We start from the raw sequence: 21,313 nt of genomic DNA, 5'->3' as shown, positions 1-21,313 counted from the left end.
TCGGAGCCAGCCCGGAGAGATCCTCCGCACGGGCCGGGCCGGCGTACGGCGTCAGGGCGGCACGAGCGCTCTGACGCCCCGGTGTGGGGCCGATCGCCGCCACGATAGGCCGCGAAGCTGCCCGGCCACACCCCTGGCGGGACACCACCCCTGACGCTCCCCCAGTAACTGTCGGACGGAGAAATTCGCATACGCGGACTCTTTGCATCCGGCAAGGGAGAATTTCCTCCCCCTCACAGAACGGATATCCGGTGCGAGGCTGTGCGGCGTCAGCACTCTCCGCGGCCAGTCGCAGCCCGCTCCGGAAAGAGAACACCACCCCCATGTCACCCTGACCGACGACCGATCCGCCAAGCTGCCTTTCGTTGTCCTGGTGCTGGCAACCGGGACGTTTCTGATGGGCACCACCGAGTTCGTCATTGCGGGCCTGCTGCCCGAGATCGCGGATGATCTGGGCGTCAGTGTGTCTCACGCGGGGCTGCTGATCACGGCGTTCGCGGCAGGCATGATCGTCGGCGCTCCGGCGATGGCGATCGCGACGCTGCGCCTGCCGCGGCGGTTCACGCTGGTCCTCGCGCTCGTCGTCTTCGCCCTCGGCCATGCGGTCGCCGCCCTCAGTCCGTCCTTCGCGGTTGTGCTCGCGGCCCGTGTGGTGACCGCGCTGGCTACAGGTGCCTTCTGGTGCGTCGGCGCGGTCGTGGCGACGACCGCGGCAGGGCCGGCAGCGACGTCCCGGGCTCTGGGCATGCTGCTCGGGGGCATGACCGTGGCCAACGTCGCCGGTGTACCGCTGGGCGCGTGGCTGGGGCAGATGTCCAACTGGCGAGCACCGTTCTGGGTGCTGGCCACCTTGTCGGCCGGCGCCGCGGCGGTCATCGGCCGGTTCATTCCCGACGAGGAGCAGCGCGAAGTGCGTTCTGTGCGGGCCGAGTTGGCCGCGTTGCGCCAGGCCCGCGTCTGGCTGGCGCTGAGTGCCATCGCGTTGCTCCTGGGAGGTGTCCTGGCGACCTACACCTACATCTCGCCCCTGCTCACCGAGCGGGCCGGGATTCCCACCGCGGCCGTGCCCCTGGTCCTGACCGGCTACGGGGTGGGTGCCCTGCTGGGCACCACGGTCGGCGGGCGCCTGGGTGACCGTCGGCCGCTCGCCACCCTCATCACGGCCGCCACCGCGAGCACGCTGGTCCTGCTCTTGCTGGTGTTCTTCTCCACGAGCCTCGTGGCGACCGTTGTCCTGGTGACGGTGATGGGGGTGACCGGTTTCACCGCGACCCCAGTGCTCGGCGCGCTGGTCATGCGGTTCGCCGGTTCCGCGCCCACGCTCGCCTCCGCGCTGGCCAGTTCGTCGTCCAACGTGGGGATCGCCGTCGGCTCCTGGGCGGCAGGCATCGCCCTGGCCTCGCCACTGGGGCAGGCCGGGCCACCGCTGGTCGGCACGGCGACGGCCGCACTGACCCTCGTACCGCTGACCGCGCTCGCGCTGATGCGCGCCACCCGATCTGACCACCACCACGCCGCCGGCGGCCCCTCGCCCCGTGGTCGAGCCCGGGTGGGGTGACGAAGCAGCACCTGCAGATCCCCGTAGTGAGACTGCCGAGAGAGGCCATTGTGACCACTCCGCCCGAAGCCGCAGCCGACGGCATCATCCATCTCCGCGCAGCTGGTGTGAGCCTGGTACTCGACCTGCGGGGCAACGGTCTGCCCGCCGTTCTGCACTGGGGCGCCGACCTCGGTGACCTCAGCCGTCAGGACCTGGACCGGTTGGCCGAGGCCGTCACCATGCCGCCGATCGCGGGATTCCCCGACGCCGTACCGCGTGCCGCACTGCTGCCCGAGCACGGCACCGGCTGGCCCGGGCGGCCCGGGCTGACCGGTCACCGCCAAGGAGGCGACTGGTCACCCCTGTTCACCCGCGACTCGCTGGAACTGGATACCGCGGCACAATCCGTGAAGGTGCGGGCCACCGACGCCGCGGCCAGGCTCAGCCTGGTACTGGAGGCCGGACTCACCACGTCCGGCCTCGTGCGCATGCGAGCCGCCGTACGCAACGACGACCCGGGCCGCGACTACACCCTCGACGGCCTGCTGCTCGCCCTGCCGGTCCCCGACACTGCCACCGAACTGCTCGATCTCACCGGCCGGTGGTGCCGCGAACGCGCCCCGCAGCGCCGGCCCTTCACCCAGGGCACCTGGCTGCGCGAGACCCGCAGCGGACGCACCGGCCACGACGCCCCCCTCGTCCTGGCGGCCGGAACCGCGGGCTTCGGCTTCGGCACCGGCGAGGTATGGGGCCTGCACCTGGCCTGGAGCGGCAACCACCGCGTCCTGGCCGAGCGACTCCCCACCGGCCGTCCGGTCATCGCTGCCGGCGAACTGCTGCTGCCGGGCGAGCTGATGCTCGGCCCGGGCGAGGAGTACACCGGCCCGTGGCTGTACGCCTCCCACAGCGGCCAGGGGCTCGACGACCTTTCCGCCCGCTTCCACGACCACCTCCGTTTCCGTCCCGGCCACCCCAACCGCCCTCGCCCGGTGGTGCTCAACACCTGGGAGGCCGTCTACTTCGACCACGATCTCGACCGGCTCACCCACCTTGCCGACCGCGGCGCCGAGGTCGGCGTGGAGCGTTTCGTCCTGGACGACGGCTGGTTCCGCCACCGTCGCGACGACCGGGCAGGGCTTGGCGACTGGTACGTCGACGAGAAGGTCTGGCCGAACGGACTGCACCCCCTCATCAGCCACGTCCGGGGTCTTGGCATGGAGTTCGGCCTTTGGGTCGAACCGGAAATGATCAACCCCGACTCCGACCTGGCCCGGGCCCACCCCGAATGCATCCTGGCCACCGGTGGCCGCACCCCCGCCGACCGGCGCTTCCAGCAGGTCCTGGACCTCACCCACCCCGAGGCGTACGCCCACATCCTGCAGCGGCTCGACGCCCTGCTCAGCGAGTACGACATCGCCTACCTCAAGTGGGACCACAACCGCGAACTGGTCGACGCCGGCCACTCACCGGGCGGCGAGCCCGCCGTCCACGCCCAGACCCTTGCCGTCTACGCCCTGCTGGACGAACTGCGCCGACGCCACCCCGGGTTGGAGATCGAGTCCTGTGCCAGCGGAGGTGGACGCGTCGACCTCGCCATCCTGGAACGCACCGACCGCGTGTGGGCCAGCGACTGCAACGACGCCCTGGAACGCCAGTCCATCAACCGCTGGACCCAACTGCTCCTGCCGCCCGAACTGATCGGTTCGCACATCGGCGCCGCCCGCTCCCACACCACCGGCCGCACCCACGACCTCACCTTCCGGGCAGGGACCGCACTCTTCGGCCACCTCGGCATCGAATGGGACCTCACCCGCGCAACTGAGACCGAACGCACCGAACTGGCCCGCTGGATCGCCCTCCACAAGCAGCTGCGAGGGCTGCTGCACACCGGCCGCGTCGTACGCATCGACCACCCGGACCCGGCCCTGTGGGCACACGGCGTCGTCTCCCAGGACCGCACCGAAGCCATCTTCGCCCTCACCGCCGTGGCCACGCCGCTTGCCGCCCTCCCCGGCACGGTACGGCTGCGCGGGCTCGACCTGAACACCACCTACCGCCTGCGCCCGCTGCCGCCCGCGGACCGAGCGCCCGGCATGGAGCGCGGCACCCCCGCCTGGTGCACGAGAGTCGGCATCACCCTCCCCGGCAGCGTCCTGGCACGCGTCGGGATACAGATCCCCGCCCTCCACCCGGAACAGCTGCTCCTACTGCATCTGACGAAGGACTGAAGCTGCTTGGTCTCGGTCTCCACGATCGAATGTTGCGCACTTACGACCAGGACTTGTCCGGGCGATCACGTGCGGAGCCAGATGACCAGGGCTGCGGCGGTCGAGGTGCCGAGGAAGACGTAGCCGCGCTTGTCCTAGCGTGTGGCCACGGCCCGGGACTACTTCAGGCTGTTGATCGCGCGCTCGACGGTGTCGCGTACGAGCGCGCCGACGTGATTTCCCCGCGCCCGGCCCTGCTCGTCGCCGGCGAGAACGCGCATTCGCGCTACTTCAGCGAGGCCGCATATGCCAAGGCGGCCGAGCCGAAGGAGCTCTACATCGTTCCCAAGGCCACCCACGTGGACCTCTACGACCGGGTGAGGCTCATCCCGTGGGACAAGCTCGAATCCTTCTTCGACCGGCAACTCGCGAAATAGCCGTGCGGAGTCCCGGTCACTGCTGAGGTGTTACCTGGAGCCTGGTCACCCCAGCGGGCCCGCCAAGCCGTCCGGTAGTCGGTCCCCCCGTCCGGCTGCCGGGCCTCCAGGGCCGCCGTCGTGACGCTTCCCCGGCGTCGCGACGGCGGCCCACCCACAGGTCCGCATCATGGAGCGCCTGCTGCGCGGATGGCGCCGACAGCGTCGCGACGCAGGCCGCTTCGCAGGAAACGTGCCCGTGGACGGCTCCTGCGCTCGCGGACGGGAACGGCCAGAACGTGCTGCCGGGCTCGATCGTGCCGATCCCTCCCGTCGGGGCGGCTCGCGGGGTCAGGCCGGCGTTTGCGACGCGGACAGGTGCTGGTCGGCGGCCCAGGAGGAGAGGATGCGCAGCCGTTCGTGGGTGGGGGAGCCGGGGGCGGCGGTCCAGACGGTCAGGTGCTGGTCGGGGTCGGTGTTGGCGGTGAGGGTGTCCCAGTCCAGGACGAGTTCGCCGACGACCGGATGGTTGAGAGTCTTGGTGCCGACGGTGCGGGCGGCGACGTGGTGATCGCCCCACCATCGGGCGAACTGCTTGTCGCGCATGGACAGTTCACCGACCAGCTCGATCAGCCGGGGGTCCTCGGGATACTTCGCGGCTTCCATGCGCAGCTGGGCGACGGCGACGTGGGCGGAGGTCTCCCAGTCGGCGTACAGGGTGAGCATGGCCGGGTCGGTGAAGATGATCCGAGGGTAGTTGCGGTGCTTTTCCGGGATGCGGGAGAAGTCGGTGACCAGGGCGGCTGCGAGGGCGTTCCAGGCGAGGATGTCCCCGCGCCGGCCCTGCACGATGGCCGGGGTGGCCGTGAGGTCGTCCAGGACCCGCTGCAGCTGTGGCTGGACCTTCTGCCTGCTGCGGCGCCTCGTGCGGGTGGTGGTCTTGCCGGCGAGCTGGAAGAGGTAGCCGCGCTCGTCGTCGTCCAGGTGGAGTACGCGGGCGAGGACGTCCAGCACGGGCGCAGATGCCTGCATGCGGCCCTGTTCGAGGCGGGTGTAGTAGTCGGTGCTGATGCTGGCGAGCTGGGCGACCTCCTCGCGGCGCAGCCCGTCGACTCGGCGGGGCCGGCCGGTATCGGGCAGTCCGACCGTGCGCGGGCTCAGCTCCGAGCGGCGCTTCTTGAGGAATTCTCCTAGTTCATTGAGGGGGACGTTGGCGTTCATGCTTCCCAGCATGACACCGGTCGTACCTGGGGAAGGGGGGAGAATTTACTCCCAGGATGTTTCCCTCCCGGGATGGATTTCTCCGCTTTTCGCGCGTGCCCTCGCGTGTGAGGCTCGATATCGAGCAGCCGTTCCTGACCCCGGCTGCGGCACACCGACCCTCGCACCGAAGGAAGCACCCCCATGCGCGGAGCAGTCATTCACGCCCCCGGCGACGTGCGCTTCGAGACCTTGGACGACCCGAAGATCCTCCATCCGACCGACGCCGTCATCCGCACGGTCGCCACCTGTGTGTGCGGCTCGGACCTGTGGCCGTATCGCGGCGCGGAACCCGTCGACGAACCCCATCCGATGGGGCACGAGTACGTCGGGATCGTCGAGGAGGTGGGCAGCGAGGTCGCCAACGTCAAGCCGGGCCAGTTCGTGGTCGGCTCGTTCGCCACCTCGGACAACACCTGCGTGAACTGTCGTAACGGCTGGCAGTCGTCCTGCCTGCACCGCGAGTTCATGAGCACCTGTCAGGCCGACTACGTCCGCATTCCCAACGCGCACGGCACCCTGGTCGCCACGGACGAGCACCCGGACGGCGAGATGGTGCCCGGCCTGCTCGCCGTCTCCGACGTGATGGGCACCGGCTGGTACGCCGCCCTCGCCGCCGAAGTGCAGCCCGGCTCCACCGCTGTCGTGGTCGGCGACGGCGCGGTCGGCCTGTGCGGCGTGATCGCCGCCAAGGAGCTCGGCGCGGAGCGGATCATCGCCATGAGCCGACATGAATCCCGGCAGAAGCTCGCCCTCGAATTCGGCGCCACCGACATCGTCAGCGAGCGCGGCGAAGAAGGCATCGTCCGCGTGAAGGAGCTGACGAACGGCATCGGCGCCGACTCCGTGCTGGAGTGCGTCGGCACCCCGGAATCCATGCGGCAGGCCCTGTACTCCGCCAGGCCCGGCGGCAACGTCGGCTTCGTCGGCGTCCCGCACGACGTGGCGATCGACGGGCAGGAGCTGTTCTTCTCCCAGGTCGGCCTGCGTGGCGGCCCCGCCCCCGTGCGCCGCTACCTGCCCGATCTGATCGACCGGGTCCTCTCCGGCCGGATCAACCCGGGAAAGGTCTTCGACCTCACCCTGCCCCTGGACCAGGTCGCCGAGGGCTACAAGGCGATGGACGAGCGCCGCGCCATCAAGGCCCTCCTCAAGCCCTGACCGCACACGCGTCCACACCCGGGGCCGCACCCAAGCGGTGCGGCCCCGGGACGGGAACCACCCCGCTCACCCAAGGACTGTCCATGACGACCTTCGCCCTCGTCGGCGCGGGACCCGGCCTCGGCCTGGCCAGCGCCCGGCGCTTCGGAGCCGCCGGCCACACCGTCGCTCTTATCTCCCGCGATGCGGAGAAGCTGGACGGCCTGACCGCCGAACTCGCCCGTGACAACATCCAGGCCCGCGGCTTCACCGCCGACGTCCTCGACATCGAGTCCCTGACCACGGCCCTGCACGCAGCCGCGGTGGCCCTGGGGCCCATCGAGATCCTGCAGTACAGCCCGGTGCCGCGCGCCGACTTTATGAAGCCGGTCCTCGACACGAGCGCCGACGACCTCGACGCCCCGCTCGCCTTCTCCGTCAAGGGCACCGTCACCGCCGTGAACGCGGTCCTGCCCGGCATGCGCAACCTGGGCCGCGGCACCCTGCTGTTCGTCAACGGCTCCAGCGCCGTACGCCCCAACCCGAAGGTGGCCGGCACCTCGGTCGCCTTCGCCGCGGAGAGCGCGTACGTCGGCATGCTGCACGACGCCCTCGCCCCGGAGAACATCCACGCCGCGCAGCTGATCGTCCCCGGAGCCATCCGGCCCACTTCCGCACACAGCAGCCCTGACGTCCTGGCCCAGCGCCTGTTCGACATCCACCAGCAGCGGGACGGCTTCCGCCACTACTCCGAGCCCCTGCCCGACTGACCCCCGGGACGACACCCATGAACACGGCTACCCTCCGTGCCCTCGCCCGCGCCGCCACGGCCACCGCTGTCCTGCTGACCGTGGCGGCCTGCACCGACACCTCGCCTGCCTCCCCGCCTGCGACATCCTCCGCCCGGCAGCAGACACCGACGGCCGAGGCACCCACCGCACCCTCCGGCAGGAACGCCGCACCGTCCGACAGGAACACCGCCATGGACATCCGGGTCACCCTCGACGGCCGCCCCGTCGACGCCACCTTGAACGACAGCCCGGCCGCCCGTGACTTCGCCGGGCTGCTCCCGCTCACCCTGGACCTGGAGGACTTCCACCAGACGGAGCGGATCGCCGACCTGCCGCGCAGACTGACCACCTCCGGCGCTCCCGAGCCGGCCGCGCCCAAGGCCGGCGACCTGACCTACTACGCGCCCTGGGGCAACCTGGCCCTCTTCTACCGCGATGGCCCCTCCGCCTCCGCCGACCTGCTCATCCTCGGCCACATCGACGCCGACACCGACCGGCTTGCCGGGGCCGACCGCATCACCATCGAAGCCGCGTCCTGACCCGCCCGACCGCAGCACTCGCCACTCACGCGGACATCCACCCGAGAAGGGGGGAGAAGATCCTCCCCTTTTCACCCGGCTGGTTCCACGGAACCGTGAAGGACGTGGCCGCGCCGTCCGCAGCCCGCCGTGACGCCCCCGGCCGCCACCATGATCCGCCGATTTCCACTCAAGGAGAGAGCACACGTATGCCTTCCGCATCCGGGACCACCCCCGGCAGGCTCCCCTTCGTCGTCTGGGTGCTCGCCGCCGGCACGTTCCTGATGGGGACCACCGAGTTCGTCGTCGCCGGCCTGCTGCCGGAGCTGGCCGGTGACCTCGGAGTCAGCGTCTCCCACGCCGGCCTGCTGATCACCGCCTTCGCCATCGGCATGATCGTCGGCGCGCCGACCATGGCCATGGCGACCCTGCGCCTTCCTCCGCGCCGGACGCTGATCCTGGCCCTGTCCGTGTTCTGCCTCGGGCACCTCGTCGCCGCCCTCAGCACGTCCTTCACGATCGTCCTTGCCGCCCGCGTCGTCACCGCCCTGGCCACCGGAGCGTTCTGGTCCGTCGGCTTCGTCGTCGCCACCACCGCCGCCGGGCCGCGCAACGCCACCCGCGCCACGGGCGTCATGATCGGCGGCCTGACCCTGGCCAACGTCGTCGGCGTTCCGATCGGTTCCTTCGCCGGCCAGTTCACCGGCTGGCGCGGCCCCTTCTGGGCTCTCGCCGTCCTCTCCGGGCTTGCCGCCGTGTTCATCGGCCGCTTCATCCCGGCCCAGGAGCAGCGTGCCGAGGTGTCCCTCCGGGCCGAGGTCCGGGCTCTGCGGCAGGGCCGGCTGTGGTTGGCGCTCGGCGCCGCGATGCTGATCATGGGCGGTGTCCTGGCGACGTACACCTATGTCACCCCGCTGCTGACCGACCGCGCCGGGATCCCCGAGGGTGCCGTCCCGCTCGTCCTCATCGCCTTCGGTGTCGGCGCCCTGGGCGGCACGACCACCGGGGGCCGCCTGGGGGACCGCCGCCCGATGGCCACCACCATCACGGCCGCCGCGGCCACCGCCCTGGTCCTGCTCCTGCTGATCCCGCTGTCCGGCAACCCGGTGACGGCCACCCTTCTCGTCTTCCTCATGGGTCTGACCGGCTTCACGGTCAACCCGGTCGTCACCGCCCTCGCCATGCGCTTCGCGGGCGACGCCCCCACCCTCACCTCGGCGCTGACCACCTCCGCCTTCAACGTCGGCGTCGCCGCCGGCTCGGCGATCGCCGGTACGGCCCTGGACTCCTCCCTCGGCCTGACCGGCCCGCCCCTGGTCGGCACCGTCATCGCCGCCCTCACCCTGCTGCCCCTGATCGCCCTCGCCGTCCACGGCACCTCCCCCAAGGGCCGGATCGTGGCCCAGAGCAGCGCTCCCACGCACGTGCGACGCGACGAACCCGCGCAGGTGCCCTGGCAGCACTGACCCAAACCCGGATCCGCCTCCTGCCGATACGAACCCGCGGACGTACCAGCAAGCGGGAGGACTCCGCCCATGACCGTGAGCAGCGCGGCCTTCACCGGTAAGGCGGTCTTCGTGACCAGAGCCGGATCCGGAATCGGCCGCACCACCGCCGTCGCCTTCGCCACCAGCCACGCCCTGGTCGTCGACGGCGGCCAAACCGTCTGACGGCAGCTCGGCAATGCGTCGTGGCACCGCAGCTCAAGCAGCCCCAGTACCACTCGCACCGCCGCACCCAAGCGCTCGAAGGGACAACCACACGTGAATCCCAGCTACGACTTCACCGGCCAGGTCGCTCTCGTCACCGGGGCCGGCGCCGGTATGGGCCTGGCGACAGCCCGCGCGTTCGCCGAGTCCGGAGCAGCCGTCGCCCTCACGGACATCGACGAAGCAGCCCTGAACGCAGCCGCGAAGGAACTCACCGACGTCGGCCACCAGGTCCTCGCCCTCACCTGCGACGTCAGCGACGAGGACCAGGTCGCCGCCGCGGTCGACCGCACCGTGGAGACCTTCGGCCGCCTCGACATGGCCTACAACAACGCCGGGATTCAGATTCCGCCCAGCGACGCCGCCGACGAACCCGCCGAGAGGTTCGACCGCGTCAACGCCATCAACCTCCGTGGCGTGTGGGCCTGCATGAAGCACGAGCTGCGGCACATGCGTGCCCAGGGCAGCGGAGCCATCGTCAACTGTTCCTCCCTCGGCGGCCTCGTCGGACTCCCCGGCCGCGCCTCCTACCACGCCTCCAAGCACGGCGTGATCGGCCTGACCACCAGCGCGGCCCTCGAATACGCCCCCCGGGGCATCCGCGTCAACGCCATCTGCCCCGGCACCATCGACACCCCCATGGTCAGCGACATGATCGCGAAGGGGGAGCTCGACCGTGTCGAGGAGGAGGCCAACCAGCCCATCAACCGGCTCGGCACGGCCGAGGAGATCGCCCAGGCGGTCCTGTGGCTGTGCAGCCCCGGAGCGAGTTTCGTCGTCGGCGTCGCCCTGCCCGTCGACGGCGGCTACGTCGCCCGCTGAAGACAGCCCGGACGAGAGAGAGTTGAGAGACACCATGGAATTCATCAAGCAGCAGCCCAGCAGCAAGGCCCCGGCGGACTGGTTCACCGGCGACGTGTGGTGGGACGTCATCGTGGCCGGCCAGGAGCCGTCCCGGATGCGCGCCAACCTGGTCCGCTTCTCCCCGGGCGCCCGCACCAACTGGCACTCCCACGCCGTGGGCCAGACCCTGCACGTCGTTTCCGGCATCGCTCTGGTCGGCACCCGGGACGGCACCGTCTTCGAGGCACACCCGGGCGAGACCGTGGCCTGCCCGCCGAACGAGGAGCACTGGCACGGCGCCGTCCCCGACCGGTTCATGGAGCACATCGCCCTGTGGGAGGGCGGAGGCGACGGCACCCCCGAGACCACCTGGGCCGAGCCGGTCACCGACCAGCAGTACAACAGCCCCCGCACCCGTAATCAGTAACCCCGGCCAATCATCGATCACGCAACCCGGGCTCACTCAGGACGTCAGTCCGTACCGGACGATCAGTCCGCCACGCACAACGACGTGGTGAGCGGCGCGGACGCACCCCCACCGTGGAGGCAGCGCGGCTCCGTCCTGCCTCCACCCGCGCGAAAGTGCCCCCGATCATGTCGGCAAGCCGCTCCTGACAGAGGCTGAAGGGGGGAGGAAAGTCTCCCTGCCACGAGCGTTGCCGGTGGTGCGAGACTCCCGATGCGACCAGTTCACCGCTGCCAAGCCGCGCGGTGGCCCAGTTCCCTGCGGTGACGACGATTCAGTCTCCCGTTCCGCTGTTGAGTACGGCTGATCCGTCCGCGATACGAAGGCGTACGTATGTCCACTGAACTCCCTGAGTCTGCCGTTCCGCCCCCCACCGGAGCCGGCGAGTCCTCCCAGGCGCCCACTCGGCGCACTTTCATCGCCACCAGTACGGCGGTCGGTGGTGCGGTTGTCGCGGGCGGGGTGATCGGAGGATCGTTCCTCGCGGCTCCGGAGGAGGTGGCCGCCGCCGAGGCGCCGCCCTCCAGCCGTGTGTCCCTGACGGTCAACGGCACCCGGCGGACGGTGACGGTCGACAACCGCACGTCGCTGCTGGATCTGCTGCGCGAGCACCTCGGCCTCGCCGGCTCCAAGAAGGGCTGCAACGCCGGGGCCTGCGGTGCGTGCACGGTGCTGGTCGACGGCCGGCGGGTCAATGCCTGTCTGACGCTGGCCGTTCGCCTGGAGGGTGCCGAGGTCACCACGATCGAGGGCCTGGCCGAGGGCGACCGACTCCACCCGCTGCAGCAGGCGTTCATCGACGAGGACGCCTTCCAGTGCGGCTACTGCACACCCGGCCAGATCGTCTCCGGTGTCGGCTGCATCCAGGAAGGCCACACCGGCTCCCCGGAGGAGATCCGGGAGTGGATGAGCGGCAACATCTGCCGCTGCGGCTGCTACGTGAAAATCGTCCGCGCGGTCGACCAGACCGCCGCCCGCAAGTAAGGAGCGGCCGTCATGCATCCCTTCACCTACACCCGCGTGTCCGACACGCGGGAAGCCCTCAACGCCGGTCGCCGCGGCGGGCGTTACATCGCCGGCGGCACCACGTTGGTCGACCTGATGCGGGAGACCGTCGAGCGCCCCGAGACGTTGGTCGACATCAGCGGTCTGCCGCTGGACGAGATCACCGTCACCGAGCGCGGCGGGCTGCGTATCGGTGCGCTGGTGACCATGTCCGAGGCCGCCGCCCACCGCAAGGTGCGCACCCTGTTCCCGGTCATCTCCGAGGCGCTGGAGCTGAGCGCGTCGGCCCAGCTGCGGAACATGGCCACCATCGGCGGCAACATCATGCAGCGCACCCGCTGCACCTACTTCCGGGACGTGACCGCCGACTGCAACAAGCGCGAGCCCGGTTCCGGCTGCGCGGCGCTGGAAGGCGTCAACCGTACCCACGCCATCCTGGGCACCTCCGACGCCTGCGTGGCCACCCACCCCTCCGACGTCGCCGTGGCGTTCACGGCGCTTGAGGCGCAGGTGCGCCTGCTGGGCCCGGACGGGGAGCGCCAGGTCCCCTTCGCCGACTTCCTGTTGCGGCCGGGCAGCACTCCGAACCGTGAACAGGACCTCAGAAATGGTGAGTTGATTACCGCGGTGGAGATCCCCGCGGTGCCGCGTCCGCTGAAGTCGGGCTACCTGAAGGTGCGTGACCGGCAGTCCTACGAGTTCGCCCTGACCTCGGCGGCCGTCGCCCTGCATGTGCGCGGCGGGGTGATCCGCGAGGCGAGAGTGGCCGCCGGAGGGGTGGGCACGGTGCCGTGGAAGCTGCCGGCCGTCGAGCGGCACCTCGTCGGCGAGCGCCCCTCGGACGCGTTGTGGACGGCGGCTGCCGCCAAGGCGGCGGAAGGCGCCCGTCCCCTTCAACACAACCGGTTCAAGGTCGAGTTGCTGAAGCGGACCGTCGAACGCCAGCTGCGCATCGTAGGAGGTACCAAGTGAGCCCCCAGCCGCAGGCAGCCGTGGGTGCGCCGCTGTCCCGGGTGGACGGCCGGCTGAAGGTCACGGGCAAGGCGCGGTACGCCGCCGAGTTCGATGTCGATGGTGCGGTGCACGCCGTCATCGTGGACGCGAGCATCGGCCGCGGGCGTATCACCGGCATCGACACGGGCGCCGCCGAGGCCCAGCCGGGCGTGCTGCGGGTGATCCACCACGGCAACGCACCGAAGCTGCCGTACCGCGACAACGCCGGGTCGAACAACCCGCCGGGCCGGCGGCTGCGGGTCTTCCAGGACGACCGTGTCCGCTTCCACGGCCAGCCGGTCGCCGTCGTGGTCGCCACCACCCTGGAGGCAGCGCAGCACGGCGCGAGCCTGGTGAAGGTCGAGTACGACGCCGAACAGCCCTCGACCGACCTGCACGAGGCGGAGCGGGACAAGCCGACGAACTACGCGCGCGGCGATGCGGAAGCGGGCCTGCGCGGCGCTCCCGTACGGCTGGATCTGACGTACCAACTGGCGCGCAATCACCACAATCCGATGGAGCCGCACGCCACCATCGCCCGCTGGGACGGCGACAAGCTGACCGTGTGGGACAAGACGCAGTGGGTGATGGGCACGCACGACGAGCTCGCGGCCGTGTTCGACCTGCCCGCGGACTCGGTGCGCGTCATCAACCCGTTCGTCGGCGGCGGCTTCGGCAGCGGACTGCGCTGCTGGCCGCACAGCGTCGTCGCCGCCCTGGCCGCGCGGGAGACGAAGTGTCCGGTCAAGCTGGTGCTGAGCCGCAGACAGATGTACTTCGGCGTCGGCTTCCGGCCGTCGTACGAGTACCGGCTGCGCCTCGGCAGCGACCGGCGCGGCCGGCTGACCGCCGCGATCCACGACATCGACGCCGAGACCTCCTCGTACGAGACGTTCACCGAGGCCGTCATGGGCGCGGGGCAGATGCTCTACAGCATGCCGAACGTCAGCCAGGCGTACCGGACGGTCCCGCTGGACGTGAACACCCCGATCTGGATGCGTGGCCCCGGCTTCGCCTCGGCGTCGTTCGTGATCGAGTCGGCCATGGACGAACTCGCGCACAGGCTGGGCGTCGACCCGATCGAGCTGCGCCGGCGCAACGAACCGAACGAGGACGAGTCGAGCAACCTGCCGTTCTCCACCCGTCGGCTGCGCGAGTGCTACACCGTCGGCGCCCGCGAGTTCGGCTGGCAGCGCCGCAACCCCCGACCCCGTTCGAGGCGCGATGGCGACTGGCTGATCGGCCTGGGGATGGCCGCCGGTGTCTACGACCCCGGGCGTTACCCCGCACAGGCCCGGGCCCGCCTCGATGCCGACGGCACCGCTGTGGTCGAGGCGGCCACCAGTGACATGGGACCGGGCACCTACACCTCCCAGACCCAGGTCGCCGCCGACGCCCTCGGGCTGACCATGCGCACCGTCACCTTCCGGCTCGGCGACTCCCTCTACCCGCCGACCTCGCCGCACGGCGGCTCGGCGACCATGGCCAGCGTCGGCACCGCCGTCCACGACGCCTGCACCCAGGTGCGGCAGCAGGCGATCAAGCTGGCCGTCGAGGACCGCGAGTCACCGCTGTACGGGGTGAAGGCGGACGACGTGGTCGTACGCGGCGGCCGGCTGCACGTGCAGGGCAACCCGACCCGCGGCGAGACGTACCGGACGCTACTGGCCCGCAACGACCGCACCCACCTCGAAGCGGGCGGCTCCTACACCGGGCCGCCCAGTCCCGAGCGGCACTCCTACCACGCCTACAACGCCACCTTCGCCGAGGTCGCCGTCGACGCGACCCTGGGCCTCGTACGGGTCAGGCGCATGCTCGGCGTGTACGACGCGGGCCGCATCATCAGCCCCAAGCTCGCCGACAGCCAGGCGATCGGCGGCATCGTGGGCGGCATCGGCACGGCCCTGCTGGAACACACGGCCACCGACCACCGCGACGGCCGGATCGTCAACGCCAACCTCGCCGACTACCTCGTCCCCGTCAACGCCGACGTCCCCGACGTCAGGGCGATCTACCTGGACGGCGAGGACAACGACGGCAACGCGCTCGGCGTCAAGGGGCTCGGCGAGGTCGTCCAGGTGGGTGTGGCGGCCGCGATCGGCAACGCGGTCTTCAACGCCACGGGCCGCCGCGTCCGTGAACTGCCCATCACCGCCGAGGCGTTGCTCTGACCCGTGCGCTTCGGGCCGGTGCGGTGCACACCGCTCGTCCGGCGGCCCGCGCCCGTTCGGCCGCCGGACCTCCCAGGGCCGCCGCCGCATGACGCTTTCCCCGGCATCGTGGCGGCGGCCCGCTCACCTTCCGATCCTGTCCTGCCATGGAGAACCGCCATGCTCAACATCGCGGACACACTGCACCGCTGGTGCCGCGAGGCACGCCCCTTCGCCCTGGCCACCGTCGTCGACGTCACCGGCAGCGCACCCCTGCCGGTCGGTACGTCGGTCGCGGTGGACGAGGACGGCACCGCGGTCGGCAGCATCTCCGGCGGCTGCGTCGAGGGCGCGGTCTACGAACTGTGCCAACAGGTGCTCCGCGACCGGGGGGCTCCGCAACGGGCCTGGTTCGGCTACTCCGACGACGACGCCTTCGCCGTCGGCCTGACCTGCGGCGGCGAACTCGACGTCCTCGTCCAGCGCATCGATCCCGCGGCCCAGCCGCACCTGTCCACGGCCCTCTCCAAGATCGCTCAAGGGCGACCGGTCGCCGTGGCACAGGTCGTGGACGGGCCGGAGCGACTCCTCGGCTCCACGTTGAGCGTGCTCGGCGGTGACCATGCCGCCTACGGGCGCGTGGACGGCGGCCCGGCGGACCGGGCGGCGGCCGACCGGGCCAGGGCCCTGCTGCGGGCCGGCCGCACCGCCCGCGTCGACATCGGCGGAGAGGGAGACGGCTGCCCCGAACGGCTGTCCGTCCTCGTCCACGTCCATGCGTCCAGGCCGCGCCTGCTGGTCTTCGGCGCGGTCGACTTCGCCGCCGCCCTCAGCCAGGCCGGCCGCTTCCTCGGCTACCGGGTCACCGTCTGCGACGCCCGCCCCGTCTTCGCCACGACCGCACGCTTCCCCCACGCCGACGAGGTGGTGGTCGAATGGCCCCACCGCTACCTGGAACGCACCGAGGTGGACGAGCGCACCGCCGTATGCGTCCTCACCCACGACGCCAAGTTCGACGTCCCCCTGCTGCGCCTGGCACTCGACCTGCCCATCGCCTACGTGGGGGCCATGGGCTCCCGGCGCACCCACGACGAGCGCCTGCGCCTCCTGCGCGAGGAGGGCGTCAGGGAAGACCACCTGGCCCGGCTGCGTTCCCCGATCGGCCTCGACCTCGGAGCCCGCACACCCGAGGAGACAGCGGTCTCCATCACCGCGGAGATCATCGCTCAGGCCAACCAGGGCACGGGCCGGCCCCTGACCCGGATCACCGGCCCGATCCACCGGCCGCCGCCGAGGTTGATGAACTACCGGTAGGCAGTCCAGATCAAGCGCCGCCGCACCGACCACAAGACCGGGAAGACCACCGTCAAGGACGTTCTACGCCGTCACAGCCTGACCGCCGAGCAGGTCACCGTGGCCCAGCTCGCCCAACTCGTCCGCGACCACTGGAAGATCGAGGCCCTGCACCAACGGTGCCTCCACATGATCAGGTAGCCGCGCCTGTCTCTGCCTCGGCCAGCTCCGGCTCCTCTCGCGGGCCGGTCGTCGGAGGCCATCGGTTGCTAGACGGTGCGGATGACAGGGGCGGGTTTGATGTCCTGGGCGTCGATGAGGGTGCGGATGTCGTTCGGGTCTGAGGTCCAGATGATGGCGCCGAGGCTGGCTGCCATGGTCACGACGATGGCGTCGACGATGTCGGAGGTGCCCGCCTTGCCGCAGAGGATGCCTGCGGTTTTGGCGGATTCGAGGCCGACGGGTACGACGTGGCACCCGGCGAGGAACTTGCCGAGTCTGACCTGGCGGCGGGAGTCCCGCCATGCCTGGCTGACGACGACGGACGGGACGTGGATGTCCCGTCCGTCCTCCAGGGCCAGGCTGTGGCGGGCCCACATGCGTCGGTCGTCGTTGTCGATGGCGATGAGTACCCCGGAGTCGTACAGGTAGGGGATGTTCACGCGGCCGAGGCTCCCGAGCTGCTGAGGTACTCGGCGTCGGCGGCGGCCAGGTCCGCGCGGGCGGCAGCAAGCTCTTCCGGGGTGAAGGCGCCGTGTTCGGCCTGCCACTCCTGGATGACGGCGCGGCCGGCCCGCAGGCGCAGCTCGCGTTCGGCTGCTCCGGCGACGAGGCGGGAGAGCGGGATGCCTTCTTCCTCGGCGGCTCCGGCCAGGGCTTCGACCAGGGTTTCGTCGAGAGTGATAGTCACCTTCTTGGTAGCCATACATCAACCATAGCGCGGTATGGCCTTCGGTGCGGATACACGGATCACGTTGCGGCGAGCGCGGTGGGTGCGAGCGCATCCAGCGAGGAGGCCCCTCGCCGACTCGATGGCCCGCCGGGCTGCGGATGAGGCTGGGTCCGCATTCGCCGGACGCCATGCGCCCGGCGCGCGGCCGTAGCTCAGGGGAAGGGGACCTCGTACTGGTCCAGGGCCGTACTTGTTCCTCGCGCCCTGGCATCAAAACCCGAACGCCCAGCTGTTTGAGGTGCCCTCGTCAGTCAGTTCATTGCGGCATGCAAGGACGTTGCAGTCCGGCCAGGCCGAGCTCGGCCCGTCGTGGCGGGTCGGCTGTGGCAAGGAGCTGAGCGGTGACCATGTTGTGCTGGCTACAGGTTCGAGTCCTGGGCAGGGCGGTCACCGTCATGGGGCCGAGTGGCTCACGTGTACCACAACGGAGCCGGTCGTTCGGGGCGTGCAGGATGAACCGTCACCGTGCTGGATCATCTGGTATGTCGCCATCTGTTGTCATTTCTGGGTAGCCGCACCGTGCGCATCCCGGGATGGCTGGTTCTCTTGCCAGGATCAGCGGGGTTGGTCAGGCGCTCTGTGCCGGTGCGATGAGGGCGCGTAGTTCAGCTGCTTCCGTGCTTCCTGTCTGCTCAAGGATGACGAGAGCCTCCCGCCAGCAGGCCCTGGCCCGGTCGTCCTGCCCCAGAGCGGACAGGGCCCGCCCCAGGAGCGTCAGAACATGGCCCCGCATCCAGTCGCCCCCGATGCATCGCAGGGCGAGGGCCTGTTCGGCGTGTTGCGCCGCCTGGGCGGGGCGTCGCGCGGCCAGGTGGACCTCGGCGATGCGGAAGTGCGTCGTTCCCTCCCAGAGCCGTTGCCGGTGCTCGACGAAGATATCCAGGGCCTCGGTGAACTGGCCGAGAGCCTCGGCGTGACTGCCGGCCCTGTTCAAAGCGATGCCCACGGCGTAATGACCATTGGCGACGCGCACCGTCCGACCGAACTCGGCATGTGCCGCGAGGCCTCGCTGTGCGATCTCGACGGCCTTGGCGATGTTGCCCATGCGCAGGTGGGCCTGTGAGAGGTTGCACAGGCTGGTCGCTTCGAAGGGGAGGTTGCCGAGTGCATGGAACCCCTCGATGGCTTGGTCGAAGAAGGTCTTGCCCTCCCTGTACCGGCCCTGGTGAAGGCAGATGAGGCCCCGGATGTTGGCCACCCAGCTGATGGCGGTGGCATCCTGCGCGGGGCCCGCGAAGTCCATGGCGAGCTGCGCCTGCTCCTCCGCCTGCCGGACATGACCGGAGTCCAGGAGGACTTCGGTGAGGACCGTACGGGCTCTGCCCTCCGCACGGATGTCTCCGGCGGCCCGGGTGGCGTCGCACATGGCCCTCGCCGTCGTCTCGTACTGGTGGGAGATGGCCCCCGACTCGGCGAGGTCCCTGGCAGCCCACAGCAGATCCACCGCCCGCCGCAGCCGACCCGTCCCCGCGGCCTGCCGTGCACAGGCCAGCAGTGGAACCGCCTCCGAGTACAGCCAGTCCAGGGCCGCGGTCCCCTCGGAGAACCGCAGCCCCGCGTAGTCCGTGGGCTCCAGGTCGTCCACCAGCCGGTCTCCGGGCCGCTCGATCGCGTACACCCCGGCCGCTGTGGCCAGGTAGAAGTCGAGCAGCCGGGACATCGCCGCCTCACGCTCGCCCGGCGGCTGTTCGTCCCGTTCGGCACAGGCGCGCGCGTAGAGGCGTACGAGGTCGTGGAAGCGGTAGCGGCCGGGCGCCGCCGATTCCAGCAGGGACGTATCGACCAATGCCTCCAGCAGGTCCTCGGCGCCGTCGGCCGGGAGATCCAGTACGGCCGCGGCGGCGGCCAGGGAGATGTCCGGGCCGTCGGCCAGGCCCAGCAGCCGGAACGCCCGTGCCTGCGCCGGCTCCAACCGTCCGTAGCCCAGCTCGAAGGTCGCCTTCACGGCAAGGTCCCCGGCCTGGAGTTCGTCCAGACGACGGCGCGAGTCCGCGAGCTTCGCCGCCAGGACCGAGACCGTCCACGTACGACGTGCCGCCAGCCTCGACGCGGCGATTCTGATCGCCAGCGGCAGGAAACCGCACGCCGCCACCACGTCCAGCGCGGACTTCCTCTCCGAGGCCACCCGCTCCTCGCCCACGATCTTCGTGAACAGTTGGAGGGCCTCCTCGGGCGACATCACGTCCAGGTCGACCAGATGCGCCCCCGCCAGGTCCACCATCCGCGCCCGGGAGGTCACCAGGGCCGCGCACCCCTCAGTCCCGGGCAGCAGGGGCCGTACCTGGGCCGCGTCCCGGGCGTTGTCCAGCAGTACCAGCACCCGGCGGCCGTCCAGCGCGGCACGGTACAGCGCTGCCCGCTCCTCCAGAGTGTCCGGGATCGCGGAATCGACGGTTCCGAGGGCTCTCAAGAACGAGCCCAGCACCGTCTCCGGCTCGGCGGGCCGCGTCCCGGAGCCTTGCAGGTCCACGTACAACTGCCCGTCCGGGAACGCCGTTCGTGCCTGATGTGCGACATGGACCGCCAGCGTCGTCTTCCCCACGCCCCCGATCCCGGCAAGCGCCGACACCGCCATCACCCGCCCCTCGGCGGCGGAGGGCAGCACCTCGCTCAGCTCGGCCACGAGGCGTGTCCGACCCGTGAAGTCGGGCACTGTGGCCGGGAGTTGGGTCGGGCGCACGGGCGCGGCCGTCGGCTCCGCCACCGGTGCCGACGGTTCCGCCAGGCCTGGGTCCGCCTGCAGAATCCGCTGCTGGAGTTCCTTCAGGCCGGGGCGCGGGTCGACGCCGAGTTCGTCGGCCAGCAGGCGCCGCGTGTCCGCGTACACGGCGAGCGCCTCGGCCTGGCGTCCGCTGCGGTACAGGGCGAGCATGAGCAGTTCGCGGAGGCGTTCCCGCAGGGGGTGGGCTGCCGTGAGCGCCGTCAGTTCCGACACCGCCTCCGCGTGGGAGCCCTGTTCCAGGTCCATGTCCAGGCGGGACTCGACGAGTTGGAGGCGCCACTCGTTCAGCCGCTGTCGCTGCGCCTCCGCGTACGGACCCGGAACGCCCGTCAAGACCTCCCCGTCCCACAGGCTCAGCGCCTTGTTGAGCAGATCACGCGCGTGGAGCAGATCCCCGGCTTCCTTCGCCCTCTCCGCGTCCGCGGCCAACTCCTGGGCCATCGCCAGGTCCAGGGAGTCGCGCTCTGCGGAGAGCCGGATCGCGTAACCGCCCGACTCACTGACCAATACCTCGGAGGACAGGATTTTGCGCAGCCGGGACCCGTACGTCCGCACAGCCGCCAGTGCCTGGGAGGGCGGCTCGTCGCCCCACAGCGCGTCGATCAGCTCGCTCGCCGTGGCCGTACGGCCCTCGCGGAGCAGCAGTGCGGCCAGCAGGGCCCTTTGCTGTGGCGAGCCGGTGGGCAGCGAGTCAGCGCCGCGCCAGGCGCGCACCGGCCCGAGCACGCTGAAGCGCAGGTCCCCCGATTCTTCTGCCGCCCGCCACTGCGACGCAGGTGGCAGAGGTGACCGGTTCTCCGGCACTCTCGGGATCGGCTGAACGGCCGGTCCCGCGGTTGTCCCGGGTCGGACCGAAGGGGGTGGCGTCGGCGGCAAACGCGTCCGCACCGCAGCCACTCCTTGTTCGCCTTCGGAACGTTGCTCGCCCTCGGAACGTTGTGCCGCCGCGACAACCATGGCCTGAGCTCCGGCAAGCCGCCGCTCGTCGCCCAGAGCCCGCGCGGCCTCGAACTCCGTGGTCGCGAGGTTCTCCAGAGCGGAGAGGGACAAGGGATGGCGTGGCCCGAGCATCGCGGACGCCTTCTGCGCGGCGACGGCGAGTACGTCGGCCGCCCGCTCCCATCGTTCGCGGTCGTCCGCTGCCATCGCCGACCTGAACTCGGCCCGGGCCAGGGTGATCAGCGCCGAGAGGGACTGCGGATGGTCGCTGCCGAGAAGCCGTGCCAGCTGCCGTGCCGTGCGGGCGACACCATGCACCAGTTCGTCCGCTTCGGCGTGGCGTCCCTGTCGGCGGGCGGTCTCCGCCAG

The 21,313-nt window shown here is 70.8% G+C and carries 18 protein-coding genes; 14 read left to right on the top strand and 4 right to left on the bottom strand.

What is annotated here, in order from left to right:
- The first annotated feature begins 397 nt into the window (after positions 1-397).
- The 3 genes from QF035_RS19765 to QF035_RS19755 all read left to right on the top strand — a co-directional run bounded on the left by QF035_RS19765 (position 398) and on the right by QF035_RS19755 (position 4,184).
- Positions 398-1,558, top strand: coding sequence for an MFS transporter (locus tag QF035_RS19765; protein ID WP_373466681.1), 1,161 nt, complete (start codon positions 398-400; stop codon positions 1,556-1,558).
- A 47-nt stretch (positions 1,559-1,605) separates the two neighbouring features.
- Positions 1,606-3,768, top strand: coding sequence for an alpha-galactosidase (locus QF035_RS19760; protein WP_373466960.1), 2,163 nt, complete (start codon positions 1,606-1,608; stop codon positions 3,766-3,768).
- A 212-nt stretch (positions 3,769-3,980) separates the two neighbouring features.
- The gene (locus tag QF035_RS19755; RefSeq protein ID WP_307521732.1) at positions 3,981-4,184 is read left to right on the top strand and encodes an alpha/beta hydrolase; all 204 of its coding nucleotides are present in this window, start codon (positions 3,981-3,983) and stop codon (positions 4,182-4,184) included.
- 330 nt (positions 4,185-4,514) lie between these two features.
- On the opposite strand, the gene QF035_RS19750 is transcribed toward QF035_RS19755, so the two are convergent.
- Positions 4,515-5,396: a helix-turn-helix domain-containing protein gene (locus tag QF035_RS19750; protein WP_307521731.1), complete on the bottom strand. Its 882-nt coding sequence runs from the start codon at positions 5,394-5,396 to the stop codon at positions 4,515-4,517.
- A 171-nt stretch (positions 5,397-5,567) separates the two neighbouring features.
- Here QF035_RS19750 and QF035_RS19745 point away from each other — a divergent pair, with 171 nt between their 5' ends.
- The 11 genes from QF035_RS19745 (at position 5,568) to QF035_RS19695 (ending at position 16,352) form a co-directional block, all read left to right on the top strand.
- Entirely contained in the window at positions 5,568-6,584 is a 1,017-nt protein-coding gene (locus tag QF035_RS19745) for a zinc-dependent alcohol dehydrogenase family protein (RefSeq protein WP_307521730.1), read from the top strand.
- 83 nt (positions 6,585-6,667) lie between these two features.
- A complete protein-coding gene (locus QF035_RS19740) occupies positions 6,668-7,333 on the top strand; it encodes an SDR family oxidoreductase (RefSeq protein ID WP_307521728.1) in 666 nt (221 codons plus the stop codon).
- A gap of 17 nt (positions 7,334-7,350) precedes the next feature.
- On the top strand, positions 7,351-7,893 hold the full coding sequence (locus QF035_RS19735; RefSeq protein WP_307521726.1) for a cyclophilin-like fold protein: 543 nt from the start codon (positions 7,351-7,353) through the stop codon (positions 7,891-7,893).
- A 188-nt stretch (positions 7,894-8,081) separates the two neighbouring features.
- Positions 8,082-9,338: an MFS transporter gene (locus QF035_RS19730; RefSeq protein ID WP_307521724.1), complete on the top strand. Its 1,257-nt coding sequence runs from the start codon at positions 8,082-8,084 to the stop codon at positions 9,336-9,338.
- A gap of 69 nt (positions 9,339-9,407) precedes the next feature.
- Entirely contained in the window at positions 9,408-9,542 is a 135-nt protein-coding gene (locus QF035_RS19725; protein WP_307521723.1) for a hypothetical protein, read from the top strand.
- A 93-nt stretch (positions 9,543-9,635) separates the two neighbouring features.
- Positions 9,636-10,403, top strand: a complete 768-nt coding sequence (locus tag QF035_RS19720; RefSeq protein ID WP_307521722.1) for an SDR family NAD(P)-dependent oxidoreductase — start codon at positions 9,636-9,638, stop codon at positions 10,401-10,403.
- Between the two features lie 34 nt (positions 10,404-10,437).
- Positions 10,438-10,851 (top strand): (R)-mandelonitrile lyase, encoded by a 414-nt coding sequence (locus QF035_RS19715; protein WP_307521721.1) that lies wholly within the window; start codon positions 10,438-10,440, stop codon positions 10,849-10,851.
- A 372-nt stretch (positions 10,852-11,223) separates the two neighbouring features.
- Complete coding sequence (locus QF035_RS19710) at positions 11,224-11,874, top strand: (2Fe-2S)-binding protein (RefSeq protein ID WP_307521720.1); 651 nt, start codon at positions 11,224-11,226, stop codon at positions 11,872-11,874.
- Positions 11,875-11,886: 12 nt separating this feature from the next.
- Positions 11,887-12,867: an FAD binding domain-containing protein gene (locus tag QF035_RS19705; protein WP_307521719.1), complete on the top strand. Its 981-nt coding sequence runs from the start codon at positions 11,887-11,889 to the stop codon at positions 12,865-12,867.
- On the top strand, positions 12,864-15,059 hold the full coding sequence (locus QF035_RS19700; RefSeq protein ID WP_307521717.1) for a xanthine dehydrogenase family protein molybdopterin-binding subunit: 2,196 nt from the start codon (positions 12,864-12,866) through the stop codon (positions 15,057-15,059). The genes QF035_RS19705 and QF035_RS19700 overlap by 4 nt, the downstream gene beginning before the upstream one ends.
- A gap of 159 nt (positions 15,060-15,218) precedes the next feature.
- Complete coding sequence (locus QF035_RS19695; RefSeq protein ID WP_307521716.1) at positions 15,219-16,352, top strand: XdhC family protein; 1,134 nt, start codon at positions 15,219-15,221, stop codon at positions 16,350-16,352.
- Between the two features lie 248 nt (positions 16,353-16,600).
- On the opposite strand, the gene QF035_RS19690 is transcribed toward QF035_RS19695, so the two are convergent.
- The 3 genes from QF035_RS19690 to QF035_RS19680 form a co-directional block, all read right to left on the bottom strand.
- Positions 16,601-16,993, bottom strand: coding sequence for a type II toxin-antitoxin system VapC family toxin (locus QF035_RS19690; protein WP_307521714.1), 393 nt, complete (start codon positions 16,991-16,993; stop codon positions 16,601-16,603).
- Positions 16,990-17,256 (bottom strand): hypothetical protein, encoded by a 267-nt coding sequence (locus tag QF035_RS19685; RefSeq protein WP_043443528.1) that lies wholly within the window; start codon positions 17,254-17,256, stop codon positions 16,990-16,992. The genes QF035_RS19690 and QF035_RS19685 overlap by 4 nt, the downstream gene beginning before the upstream one ends.
- Before the next feature lie 595 nt (positions 17,257-17,851).
- Positions 17,852-20,818, bottom strand: coding sequence for an AfsR/SARP family transcriptional regulator (locus QF035_RS19680; protein WP_373466959.1), 2,967 nt, complete (start codon positions 20,816-20,818; stop codon positions 17,852-17,854).
- Positions 20,819-21,313: the final 495 nt, after the last annotated feature.

This window comes from Streptomyces umbrinus, from assembly GCF_030817415.1.
Lineage (GTDB): Bacteria > Actinomycetota > Actinomycetes > Streptomycetales > Streptomycetaceae > Streptomyces > Streptomyces umbrinus_A.
This window is presented reverse-complemented; position numbering and strand designations above follow the sequence as displayed.